The sequence below is a fragment of the Chitinophaga sp. 01L420 genome (genome assembly GCF_056399985.1).
In genome coordinates, this window is record NZ_JBFTSK010000067.1 from 23358 (window position 1) to 35711 (window position 12354).

General features: G+C 48.2%; 10 protein-coding genes. 1 reads left to right on the forward strand and 9 read right to left on the reverse strand.

The window, feature by feature from the left end; all coding sequences use genetic code 11:
* Positions 1-19 precede the first annotated feature (19 nt).
* From AC1DP6_RS34240 to AC1DP6_RS34280, 9 genes are all read right to left on the reverse strand, one after another.
* On the reverse strand, positions 20-904 hold the full coding sequence (locus AC1DP6_RS34240) for a PKD domain-containing protein (RefSeq protein WP_477058907.1): 885 nt from the start codon (positions 902-904) through the stop codon (positions 20-22).
* A gap of 48 nt (positions 905-952) precedes the next feature.
* Positions 953-2473 (reverse strand): RagB/SusD family nutrient uptake outer membrane protein, encoded by a 1521-nt coding sequence (locus AC1DP6_RS34245; protein ID WP_477058908.1) that lies wholly within the window; start codon positions 2471-2473, stop codon positions 953-955.
* Positions 2474-2492: 19 nt separating this feature from the next.
* Positions 2493-5483 carry a SusC/RagA family TonB-linked outer membrane protein gene (locus AC1DP6_RS34250; protein ID WP_477058909.1) on the reverse strand — a complete coding sequence of 997 codons (2991 nt, stop codon included), beginning with the start codon at positions 5481-5483 and terminating at the stop codon, positions 2493-2495.
* A 144-nt stretch (positions 5484-5627) separates the two neighbouring features.
* Positions 5628-6743 carry an acyltransferase family protein gene (locus AC1DP6_RS34255; protein WP_477058910.1) on the reverse strand — a complete coding sequence of 372 codons (1116 nt, stop codon included), beginning with the start codon at positions 6741-6743 and terminating at the stop codon, positions 5628-5630.
* Positions 6744-6770: 27 nt separating this feature from the next.
* Positions 6771-7844, reverse strand: a complete 1074-nt coding sequence (locus AC1DP6_RS34260; protein WP_477058911.1) for a dipeptidase — start codon at positions 7842-7844, stop codon at positions 6771-6773.
* A gap of 11 nt (positions 7845-7855) precedes the next feature.
* Complete coding sequence (locus AC1DP6_RS34265; RefSeq protein WP_477058912.1) at positions 7856-8851, reverse strand: 3-hydroxyacyl-CoA dehydrogenase family protein; 996 nt, start codon at positions 8849-8851, stop codon at positions 7856-7858.
* Positions 8852-8877: 26 nt separating this feature from the next.
* Positions 8878-9267, reverse strand: a complete 390-nt coding sequence (locus tag AC1DP6_RS34270; RefSeq protein WP_477058913.1) for a RidA family protein — start codon at positions 9265-9267, stop codon at positions 8878-8880.
* Positions 9268-9278: 11 nt separating this feature from the next.
* On the reverse strand, positions 9279-10025 hold the full coding sequence (locus AC1DP6_RS34275) for an SDR family NAD(P)-dependent oxidoreductase (RefSeq protein ID WP_477058914.1): 747 nt from the start codon (positions 10023-10025) through the stop codon (positions 9279-9281).
* A gap of 77 nt (positions 10026-10102) precedes the next feature.
* Positions 10103-11131: a LacI family DNA-binding transcriptional regulator gene (locus AC1DP6_RS34280; RefSeq protein ID WP_477058915.1), complete on the reverse strand. Its 1029-nt coding sequence runs from the start codon at positions 11129-11131 to the stop codon at positions 10103-10105.
* 167 nt (positions 11132-11298) lie between these two features.
* Here AC1DP6_RS34280 and AC1DP6_RS34285 point away from each other — a divergent pair.
* Positions 11299-12354 (forward strand): hypothetical protein (locus AC1DP6_RS34285; protein WP_477058916.1); only part of this gene is annotated, 1056 nt, incomplete at its 3' end.

Here is a 12354-nt window from a genome sequence, read left to right on the forward strand (position 1 = left end):
GGAAAAGTGGTAAATCATTTTACAATACATCCAGGTCTATTAAAATACCTCCGCTCTTATTATTTGGAATGTGGCCGGCTTCCGCCCAGCCTTTATCATATATCGTTAATGCGATCATTATTTTTTTATTGAATAATCCGGGCAACACGCTTCTTTTCAGCGCCAGTTCATACTTAAACAAACCATCTGCTGTTTTGGAAGCACCCATGATATAAAATGGCGGCACCGTTAGCGCACCCCAGCTCCAGCCGCTTTGCGCTGCGCCACCGGTAAAAGTAAAACCTCCCCACCAACTGCCACTGCCTGCCAGCATAGGCTGCCCTTCCAGGTAAAGATCTGCTGCCATACCGGGATACATAAAGTGCAGGAAACCTGTTTTGTTGTCATTATCACTATCGATAAAAAGACCGAGGATAGTAGAATCTGTTGCACTACCCTTCTGCTCAATATATACGTATACGTTAGTGCCGTCATAATCCCATTTGATCTTTTTCACCAGGTCGGCGGTAGGGTTTACAAATTCATTCTTTACGCCATCCCAATCAGCTAAACTGCCATCTTCCAACTGTACCGGCGATTTTTTGTCGATGATCAGCACAGTAGAAGCTTCTGTTTTCCGGCCATTGGCAGCGGTGGCATACAACGTAATCACATAACGGCCTTTGGCGGGATAAGTATGTGTAGGATCTTTATCTGCTGTATTGCTGCCATCCCCAAAGTCCCAGCTATAGGTAGTTGCCTGGGTAGATAAATTTTTGAAAGACACGACTTTGCCATCTACTGAATAGGAGAAGAAAGCCTCAAAAGGCCCATCCGTCCCGGCATCCTCTTTCGTACAGGCCATGAGAAAGAGCAGAGAAAACATCACCGGCACCAGCTTACTACAAGAAAAATATGCTTTCATTTTATACAATTTGGATGACTAACCAGGATATCTATACGAAAATGGTGGTTAAGGATTTTGTTTACAGGCGGCATTCGCCAGGATTTCATCTACCGGTATATAAAAAATAGTTTTAGGATCGTTCCAGTTGATGGTGATGTTGGCGTACCCGGTTGGTTCTACCGCCAGGTTTACATCTGTTTCCTGCAAACCGGGTAAATGATAGCCCCAGTAGTTACGCACCATATTCATCTTATTGCGATATACATCAAACGTACGATGTCCTTCGAAAGCCAGTTCTATCCTGCGTTCGAACAGCACGGTTTCCAGCAGGCTTTTATTACGGGGCACCTGTCCGTTATACAGCGCACCTTGTAACCCGCGGTGCTTGCGTATTTCATCTACATCGCCCAATGCTCCCGCCACATTGCCTTTGATGGCATAGGCCTCTGCGCGGTTCAGGTATACTTCTGAGAGGCGCAACATCACGGGTGAACTTAAATTAGGATCGCCGTCCTGGAAAGAGAACTTGGTGATATAATAAATTTCGATACCGTTCTTTTTGGCGACCAGCCCGGTGGCCGGATCTTTCAACGGAAGTATATAAGACCATCTCACATCTTCCGGATGTTCACTCATGGCCTTGCGAATGGAAGGAGAAGCAAATTCTTCCCCCCAGCCGGAGTTACCGTCGGAGTATACCATAGAAGCTACAGAACCTTCTTTGCCCCTGCTGTCCACCTTTGTTTGGGCGATGAGGAAAATGCTTTCGGAAGAGGCACTGGCTTTTTGAAAATACGTTTTGAAGCCTTCTGCCGACTCGAGTTGAAAACGACCAGAATTAATAACAGCATTGGCAGCGGCAATAGCATTATCAGCATCATTCATATACAGGTACACACGTGATAAATAGCCCAGCGCAGCTTCTTTGGAAGCATACTGTGCGCCCCGGGGCCGGTCCATCAGCGAAGCGGCTTTTTTCAGATCTTCTACTACAAAATTGTATACTTCCTTTACGGAGGAGCGTGGCGCTAACGCGTCATCGGTAGTAGTACGGCGAATAATCACACCCGGGCCATCCGGCGCCTGGGTATAGGGTCTGGCAAATACGCGCAGTAAATTAAAATGCAGGAAGGCGCGTAAAAAATAGGCTTCGCCAATCAGTTGTTTTATTTCTGCAGTCGGATTGGGAATTTTTTCACCCAGCTCAATCACCGTGTTGGCACCATTGATAATCTTGTAAGAGATATACCAGAAAAAGCGGATGTTCTCCTGGTCGGGTGAATGCGTATAAGTAAAACTGTAAAATAAAGGATGTTCTGTTACCTGTCCGCATACAATATCATCGCCGGCATAGTCGCTGAACTGGTAATACTGCCATAAGTAGTTTTGTCCGGGATCTATATAGCCATTAAACATTACGTTATTCTTCAGCAAGGCATAGCAGCCATTCATCACGTTAGGCAAGCCATCGGGCGTACCTGCCACATTCTCCGTATTCAAAGCATCTGTAGGCAACACACTCAAATTACAGGCGGGAGAAAAACATGCCAGGCAAAGAACGATCAGCAGCCATTTTTTTGCTATCATGGTAATGGAATTTGAGCAGTTAAAAATTGATTTCTATGGTGCCTAAATACTGCCTGTTAGCCGGATACCTGAAGTCCGCCACACCGGGCATAGAAAAATCGGCACGGTTCACAGTGACTTCCGGGTCCTGGCCCCAGAATTTTGTCCAGGTATAGAGGTTATCGCCGCTCAATGCCAGCCGGAGTCCCTGCAGGTGCAGGCGTTGCACAATGCTCATGGGCACATCATAGCTAAGACTGATATTCCTCAGCTTAATGAAGCTGCCGTCTTCCTGGTAGCGGCTGGATATTTCAGTAGAGAGTGCGGCTTTCTGCATGCTGGGATGGGTGGCAATGTCGCCGGGCTTTGTCCACCTGGACCAGTCACTTTTTGGCTGCATCTGGTTGTAGTAAGGCTCATGCCCGTCCACATCCATAAAGCGGCGGATGAAGTTCATGATCTGCGCACCTTGTGAGTAGGCAAAGCTGGCAGAAAGACTAATTCCTTTCCAGGAAAAGTTGGTACCAAAACCGCCCTGGAAGCGGGGCAGCGCGTGCCCTGTCTCCTGGCTCTGAGCCTGACTGTAATCGGATGTGGGGGTACGTTTCACAATATTACCGGCATCATCTTTTGAGATACTTTCCCACAGCGGGCGTCCGGTGGCAGGATCTACGCCCAGCCATTTAGGGATGTTGAACGTATACAATTCCCCGCCATCGCGGTAGATCTGCGTGATGCCGTTAATCGTCTGATATACCGGTTTACCAATGCCTGCCAGTTCGTTTTTATTCATCCCGAAAGTGAAGTCCATGCCCCACTGGAAGTTTTTCGTTTTTACGTTGACGGTAGACAACGTGATTTCCAGTCCTTTATTTCTGAGCTGTCCTATATTTTCCCAACGCGATTCAAAGCCTACGGATAAAGGCTGGGATACCTGCAGGAGTAAGTCTTTCGTGACATTGCTATACGCATCTATATTCAGTGTAATGCGATTCCACAAGCCCAGGTCCAGCCCTACATTGCGCTGATGTGTTTTTTCCCAGGTGAGTTTATCATTGGGTAACTGGTATGGAATAGCGGCGGCCTGTGAATTATACTGAGCACTTAAGGAGAATAAGCCCAGGTATTTGTAGGCGCCTATATCCTGCATGCCCGTGATACCATATGTAGCCCTCAGCTTCAACAGGTTTAACCAGGGGTTGCCTTTCAAAAATGTTTCGTTGGAAGCCAGCCAGGACACGCCCACCGCGGGGAATTGTGCATACCGGTTGGTAGGAGGAAATGCCGAAGTACCATCTATGCGGTAAGAAGCCGTGAGGTAATACTTCTCTGCATAATTATAATTTACCTGGGAAATCAGCGACTGCATCACCGAATGATTTCTCACACCACGGAGTTGCTGCTCGCTGGAAATTACGCCCGGTACATCAAATCCTACCGGCAGCCCTTTACCCTGTCCACCCAGCAGCTCATCCCAGCTGCCCTGAAACTCCACACCGGCAAGGCCGCTGATGGAATGCAGTCCTTTACTGACAGAAAATTTCAGGAGGTTGGTAGAGATACCGCTGTAATACAGGGAAGAAGATTCATCCAGGAAACCTTTGTCGTGATAGGAACCTGCCACCAATGGCGAGAAGAAACTATGTGATTTATTAGTGCCCACGCCTACCCTGTTGGAGCTGGTAAACGTGAGCCAGTTGGTGATTTTCACGTTGCCAATAAAATCGTAGTTGATGTTGAAGTCTTTCGTGGAGTGATCGGAATTGGCGAGTGTGTGCAATGGATTAATTTTATCTCTCGACCACCAGCCGGGCGTTCTGGCATCCACATACCTGGGACTCCCCAACGAATCATATGGGTTATCCCAGGGCAGGGAAAGATAGGAATAGAAAAGATCCATGTAGTCATAGCTCTTCCCGGTGGAAGCGCTGATATTGATATTATTGGAAACGGAAACGCGTTTTGAAAACTCATAGGTAGTGTTGCTCCGCAGGTTTACCCGTTGAAAGCCGGTGTTCTTAAAGGTGCCGGCCTCCTTGTAATAGGAGCCGCCGAGGTAGTAGGTAAACTTATCTGTTTTGCCGCTGGCAGAGAGATAATAGCTTTGTACCATCGCCGGATGAAAGGCGTTATCTACCCAGTCAAAATTCCGGGTGGCAAGGTCCCGGGGACGCTCGTTGTAAAATTTCAGGATGTCTATTTTCCCGGAGAGGGTGTCGCGGTATAATTCTTTGGAGGCGTTAAAAAACTCAGTGCCACTCATCATATTCAGGTGGCCTTTATTCACCTCTCTGCGGCCCAGAGTGGTCTTAAAATCAAAGCGCGGGGCACCAGGCTTTCCTTTCTTCGTGGTGATGATAATTACGCCGCCATTGGCCTGGGAGCCATACATACCGGTGGCGCCGGCATCTTTCAGGATGGTTACGGAAGCCACATCGCTGGGATCGTAGTTACCGCCAATGATACCATCCACTACTACCAGCGGACCTTTCGGTGCACTCAGCGAAGCGATGCCACGGATGCGGATATCCGGCTGACTGCCGGGCGCTCCTGAGCTGTTCACCACCTGCACACCGGCAACTTTGCCCTGCAGCATGGTACCAATATCATTGGCAGTTACATCTTTCAAACGCTTGCCAGACAATACACTCACCGCACTGGTAATTTCATTGCGTTTTTTATCATCGTAGCCCATCACTACCACTTCGTTGATATCTGTCAGCGTAGCTGTTAACTGTACATTGATGGTGGTATTGTGACCGATCAGGCGCGACACCGGCATATACCCCATCATTCTGAACAACAACGTATCCTGTGCCGAACTGGCGGTAATGCTGTAGCTGCCGTTTGCCGTGCTGACAACGCCGCTGCTTTGCCCCTTCACCGCAATACTTACCCCCGGAATGCCCTGGTTGTCAGTGCCCGCCACTTTACCTTTTATCAACACCTGTGTCCAGCCGGTGGCGGCAAATAAAAGCAGGCAACATAACAGTGAGAGAAACAGGTAGGCGCTCTTAAAGCTCATTTTCATACAGGTACGTTTTCTGTTGTTTTCGTAATAATTGATACGTTGGTTGATAGCGCGGGTTGGATGAAGTTGGTTGCTCATCTAAAATAAGACATCGTCACGCGTAAAAGATCATCAATCGTTTGACCTGGTTTTGCACAGGGCATCTTACAACTTAAAAAAGACCTGGTGTTTATATAGCCACCAGCATAAATACCATTCCGCTGCCAGCGTAGCCAGCGCTGTAATGACCAGCCTTATTTTTTCAGGTATATTGAGTAAAGCCATAAAGCCGTTGGTAAATACCCCCACGGCACCATTAAACCATTCCCCGCCCACCGTTTCAAAAAAGAGATAGATAAAGATGGCGTTCATCCCTACCACTACTGCGAGCCAGGCTTTGCTGTTGAGTTTTCGTATATCCGTGAGCCAGTACATACCGGCCATAATCAGGAACACCCAACCACCGGAGGCCAGCACAAAGGAGCTGGTGCTGATTCGTTTAATGATGGGCGTTATAGCCGCTGCGTCCAGTGTGAAGCCCATGGCCAGAGCAGCCACACCGGCCAGCAGCAGCGTAACTACCTTCTGTTTTTGTGATACTTTACTAACCAAAACTTTTCCTGCCAGCACGCCCCAGATGGTGTGTGCCGCAGTGGGGATACAATTGATGGTTACCCAGCCATCGGGGTTTAGCTTGCCCATAAGGACCATGTCCATCCAGGCGCCAAAATTATGATGCTCCACAAAGGGCTGATCAAAACCGGGCATCAGCACGCCGCGGTATAATAATTCGGTGAGGCCCAGTAAAATAACGGTAACGACTATTTGAAAAACGCCGGACTTGCGGATGATCAGGTAGGCCAGCAGCGTAGTGAAAGATAATTGCGTTAATACATTCCATAGCTCCCATACCAGGCGGCCGGCCTGTATGCAGTACAATCCCGTGCCACAGAGAAATAGCTTAAAGCAGCGGACAGCGATATGCCTGAAATGCTGCTGCCAGGTTTCGCCTTTCAGTGAGCGGTAATAATAAGACAGGTACATGGCTGTACCTGCGATGGTCATAAACGCGGGCTGTACCAGGTCCCAGGCGTGCAGCCCATGCCAGGGATGGTGAAAAAACTGCCGGATCAGGCTATGCCAGAATGCCGGCAGCGATAAATCATACAGAGAATCATAAAGCCTGCAGCTTTCCGCTGCCAGTAAAATCATAATGCCTCCCCGCATTACATCCAGCGATAACAAGCGGTTAGCCGTAATTTTATTTTCGGAAGATGTCATACGAATAGTTGTTAGCGGGTAAGCAATTTATTGCCAGGCCTGTCGGATAAACCGGAGCCAGTTTTTGTAAAAGATATTTTCTACGTCTTCTTTTTCGTACCCCCGTTTACGTAATAGCTGTTCCAGCATGGGCAAATCGGCGATGGTATCCAGGTCCCAGGGCGACTGTTCCTGGCCGAACATTCCATCCAGGTCGCTACCAATGGCAATATGGTGGCTGTTGCCCGCGATCTGGCAAATATGATCGTAGTGATCAATCAGTTTATCAAGGGTAATATTTTCTTTGCGCGGATCTGATTGTCCGCGTACCCAGCCAGGCGTCAGCATCCAGGCATCGAGTACACCGCCGATGACTGCACCTCTTTCTATCAGTGCGCGGAGCTGATCATCGGTCAGTTGCCGCTGATGCGGTACCAGCGCGCGACAGTTGTGGTGACTCGCCCATACAGGTCCTTTGTACAATGCAAGCGCCTGCGCAAATCCATCATCCGTGAGATGTGTAACGTCAAGGATCATACGTAGCGCATCCATCTCCCTTAATAACTCCACACCGGCAGGCGTTAAAGCGCCTTGCATACCGGTACCGGGTGCATATCGCCCGGGGCCGTAATGTGCAGGCCCCAGGGCACGTAACCCATTACCATAGGCTTTTTCGAGATAAGAAATATTCACCAGTGAATCGGCACCCTCCAGGCTCAGGATAAAGCCCACCGGTTTTTGTTCATCGGGAAGCGTATCATCTTCCCAGAGCCGTATATGTTTATCCAGTGTAGCCGTATCCGTTATTTGTTTCATTTCACCCGCGGCCACCATGGCACGGTACCAGGCCAGCTGCCCCTGTGTTTGCGCCCAGGCCTGTTCGGGTGAATGCCAGCCCGGCAAAGTACTGTCTGCTGCCACATAGCGCGCAATCTGTGTGGCAACCACCAATCCTATTTTCCCTTGTCGCAGTGCCGGCAGGGACACCACGCCTTTTCCACGATCCAGTTTATCGGTCATACCCTGCTCCCGTTCCCGGATGCTGTTAACCGGCATTTTAAGATCCCTGTTCCATTCCAGCGCATTCATGGCCAGGTCCAGGTGTGCATCTATCATTAACATGTTATAGTCGTTTAATGCGCGTTATTCTCCGCTACTTTTTTCTTTACTACATCCACCGGGTATTTCAATGCCAGCTTGCGGATTTCATAACTGAAAGCAGCGAATGTTTCTTCCCACATCTTCGCTTCTTCCGGCGTATAGTCGTAAAACCCTTTGGCATTGGCTACGCCGCGGGCGCCGGACTTCACCAACTCGTCTATCAGCGGCGGCACCTCTGTGGTGTTGTTGAGCGTAGGAAACAGGTCTTTCATGACCGTATGATATGCCTGTACACCGGTAAGGTCCATCCAACGGAAAACACCCACTAATGTCATCCAGTAGCCCGCGTTATTGCGACAGGCCCTGTCTACATCTTCTACGGTAGCATAGCCATTTTCCACGAGGTAAAATGCTTCCCGGTACATGGCATACATGAGGCGGTTGGTAATAAAACCCCGGATATCTTTGCGCACCAACGTAGGCTCTTTGCCCCAGTAATGAGAAATAGCGTAGAGGTATTCCCCTTTGGTAATATCACTTTTATCACCACATATCACTTCCAGGAAGCGGGTGGTATGCGAAGGTTCTGCCCAATGCAAACCGAAGAAGCGTTCCGGATGCTTCACCTGTCCCTGCAGAATACTGATAGGAATAGCCGATGTATTGCTTGTCAGCAGCGCATCTTCACTGATTGCCGCTTCTATTTTTTCGTATACTGTTTTCTTGATCACCAGGTTTTCCAGGGTGCATTCAATCACCAGCACACAGTTGGCCAGTTGTGCATACTCTTCTGTGATGGAGAGTTGCTGCAAACAGGTGGCGGGTGTTTTGGTGGTCAGTCCTTCCTTTGCGGATCTGCTCAGATGTTCAGTGATCCGTTTGGCTGCATGCTGCAGATCCACCGCTACCGGGGCCACTGCAATCACCGGGTGACCGGCCATCAGCAAACAAGCCGTAATACTACATCCCATTAAACCCAGTCCAACCACTCCTACCGGCATTTTTGTCGGATCTATTTGATATTCCATCTGCGGTTAATTTTTATTTAAAGCAATCACGCAATCCTTGCAATGGCATCTATTTCTATTTTGATACCGCTGCCTAACACCGACTGCACAGTCGTTCTCGCGGGTTTTATACCGGAAAAGAAGTCGGCGTAAATTTTATTAAAGGCAGGGAAGTCGTTGATATCTGCCAGGTGCACCGTACATTTCACGATACTCTCTACGGTGCCACCAGCGGCAGTTACAATGCAGCGAAGGTTATGCAGGGTCAGCGCGGTTTCTGCTTCAATGGTTCCCAATGCAAAAGAGGCTTTGGCAAAATCGATGGGACCTTGTCCGCTGATATACAACCAGCCATCTATTGCAATTGCATCAGAATAAGCGCCGGTAGAAAAATGACGGTCTTTTTTTTCGGGATGAAATATTTCCCTTTTATCCATAGAAATCTGTTTTAGTAGGTAGCGCGGCCACCGGACAAATCAAAGGTGAATCCGGTAGTAAAACTATTTTGCGGAGAAACGATGTATAAAGCCATAGCAGCGGCTTCATCAAGTGTGCCGCAGCGCTTCATGGGAATTTTATCGGTCATATATTTTACCTGCTCCACAGGCATGGCATCCACCAATGCGGTACGGATCACCGCAGGGGCCAACGCATTCACAGTAATACCTGTTTCTGCATAATCCTTACCCTGTACTTTGGTCATGCCAATAACAGCAGATTTGGAAGCGGAATACGCCAACATACCGGCGTTGCCTTCTTTGCCTGCAATGGAAGCAATGTGCAGAATGCGTCCGTAGTTTTGCTCCAGCATATAAGGCAGTACATGTTTACCGGTATACCAGGAGCCCATGAAGTTCACCTCCCATACGAGGCGCAGGTTAGCAGTGTCTGTTTCATGGCTTTTGAGATTCGTCATACCGGTGATACCGGCGCTGTTAACGAGGATATCTATTTTTCCGAACCGGCTTTTTACCAGGTCTATCACATCTTTCACGGCGCCTTCATCCGTGATGTCTACGGCATACAATTCCACTTCGCCGGAAAACTGCGACTGCGCACTTTTCAGCAAAGAAGGATTTTTATCCAGCAAAGCCAGCTTCACACCGGCTTCCGATAACTTCCGTGCAATCGCCAGGCCCAGACCTGAGCCGGCACCGGTAACAATACCAACCTGGTGGTGGAAATCTGTATACATACAATCGTTGATTAAGGATGATACTGCCAAAGTACATGATCACCTCACAGGAATCACCATCAAACGATTGAGTAAAATTATAGCTGGGGTTCRTGTATGATTAATTGTGGTGGCAATAAAATTTTATGAAAGGCAGTACCACTCTCAGTTTTATTATCTCCTTCCAGCAACTGCAACAGAATTTCCGTCGCCTTCTCTCCCTGTTTGTAAGGGAACTGTTCTACAGAAGCCATAGGTGGATTGTCCATGTAATTGCAGATAGGTTCATTCGCAAAACTCACAAAACAAATGTCTTCATTGATCTTAATGCCCGCTTTCTTCGCATACTTGATGGCATCCATGGCGACATAGTCATTGAAGGTAATAATCGCTGTGGGTCTGCGTTTCATATCAAGGATCTGTTGCATGGCCTGCTGATTACCTTCTTTTGATAAATTAGAAGATACCACACTGCCCAGGTCTATTTTAATCCTCAGTTTCTGCAGGGCATGCATATACCCTTCGAGCCGTTCTTTGCTGGCCAGCAAACTATCCGGGCCGTTGATCATCCCTATATTGCGGTGCTTCTTTTTTACGAGGAAGCGGATAGCTGCTTCCATACCGGATTCCAGCTCACTGGCAATGTAGTGGATATCGGGCATGCGGGGAATGCGGTCAAAAAACACCACGGGAATATTCATTTTCTTCAGCAAATCGAAGTGGGCATAATCGGCGGTATTTTTTGCAATAGATACCAGCACACCATCTACCCGATGGCTTTTCATGGATTCCACCAATCGTTTTTCCCGGTCTTCCTCATCGCGGGATTGACCCAGTAACAACGTATAGTTTTTACGATAGGCCACATCTTCAATGGCACTTACGATAGCGGCAAAAAAGTCCTGGTTCAGATTGGGCAATATCACCCCTATCATCGAGGTTTTACTTCTTTTAAAAGACAGGGCCACCTGGTTGGGTTCATAGTTGAGTTCAGCGGCCAGTTGATGCACCCTGGCACTGGTTCTCAGGCCAATACTGGGATGATTATGTAAAGCTCTTGAAACAGCAGAGACAGAAATATTCAGGCGTTTAGCAATTTCCTTGAGCGTAGGGACTTGCGTACTCATGACATAAGGTTTTAGATGATTACACAAACTTCAATACCAGGCTTCTATCACACAGTTATCCGGTTTACAGGGATACGATTGAATGGAAAAGTAAGACAAAAAAATGATTCTCTGCAGCGGAAGGTGATACCTGAAATAATTACCCTATATTTAAGTAACCAATATTTATGAGTGGAACTTTTTTAGAGATCGCGTTACCCATCTCCCAACAACTATCACCCGGCATTAAAGGCGCCAGTATCATATCCTTAACCGATGGCGGCTATCTCCTGAGCTTTGAAGAAAGGCCGGAAGTAATACGGCTGGACAAGGATTTAAAGGAAGTTTGGCGAAGAGATCTGCAGGCGCAAAATATCCGTTATGTTTCCTGTCATATCAGCGCCAATGCAGACGCCAGCCTGATTGGCGTATCCGGCTATAACGATATCCGGATCTTTGATGCCGCAGGACAGTTACGCTGGACATTTACGCATGAGCCCTGGAATAGTTTTACTGGTGCCAACTGTTTTTTCAGTCCGGATAATTTACTACTCTGGATCATCGCGCCCGGAGATCCAGACCACTTATACGTGATTCGCTGCGCCGACTTTGCCATGCTCGATCATTATACACTGGATGGCCACCAGGAAAACAATTACAACTTCATGGCCACACCGGATAAAGAAAAAGTGCTGATGGAAGTAGCTGCCGGTCAGGACGACGCCAGCCTGTTTCTGGTACAGCTTACCGATGGAAAAATAGTGCTGCAGGAATTGCTATCCTGCAATGATCGGATTGCCGGTAATTTCTCACCCAACGGAAATGAATTTGTGACAGGCCCCCACAACAGCGAAGGCATCGAAATTTTTGCGTTCCCTTCTTTCGAAAACACCGCCAGACTGGAACAGGCAGATCTGTTTGCATCAGCCGCCGGCTACTCCGACAGCGGAGATCCGGATACCCTGAATTTTATTTCATTGTTTCTGAGCGATACCACCTTGCTGGCATTCACCCGGTTCGGCAGACTATTACTGGTAAACAGACAAACGATGGCCTGCATGGGAGAATTAGTGGCGGAAGGCAACATCATTCAGGCGTATGACGATAGCTGGAATGTGACAACCGATCCCGCGGCTATTACGGAATATGCAGGTGATATTGTAACGGTGCAGGTAGACCAGCAACGATTAGTACTCACCTATGGCACCGGGGATATCAGGTGGCACGACTTATCGCCATTGAAG

Bases quoted from the DNA above. Each gene is read 5' to 3' on its own strand.
- AC1DP6_RS34260 (WP_477058911.1), bottom strand. From the start codon at position 7,844: ATGTTAATGATAGATGCACACCTGGACCTGGCCATGAATGCGCTGGAA.
- AC1DP6_RS34250 (WP_477058909.1), bottom strand. From the start codon at position 5,483: ATGAAAATGAGCTTTAAGAGCGCCTACCTGTTTCTCTCACTGTTATGT.
- AC1DP6_RS34240 (WP_477058907.1), bottom strand. From the start codon at position 904: ATGAAAGCATATTTTTCTTGTAGTAAGCTGGTGCCGGTGATGTTTTCT.
- AC1DP6_RS34255 (WP_477058910.1), bottom strand. From the start codon at position 6,743: ATGACATCTTCCGAAAATAAAATTACGGCTAACCGCTTGTTATCGCTG.
- AC1DP6_RS34275 (WP_477058914.1), bottom strand. From the start codon at position 10,025: ATGTATACAGATTTCCACCACCAGGTTGGTATTGTTACCGGTGCCGGC.
- AC1DP6_RS34245 (WP_477058908.1), bottom strand. From the start codon at position 2,473: ATGATAGCAAAAAAATGGCTGCTGATCGTTCTTTGCCTGGCATGTTTT.
- AC1DP6_RS34270 (WP_477058913.1), bottom strand. From the start codon at position 9,267: ATGGATAAAAGGGAAATATTTCATCCCGAAAAAAAAGACCGTCATTTT.
- AC1DP6_RS34265 (WP_477058912.1), bottom strand. From the start codon at position 8,851: ATGGAATATCAAATAGATCCGACAAAAATGCCGGTAGGAGTGGTTGGA.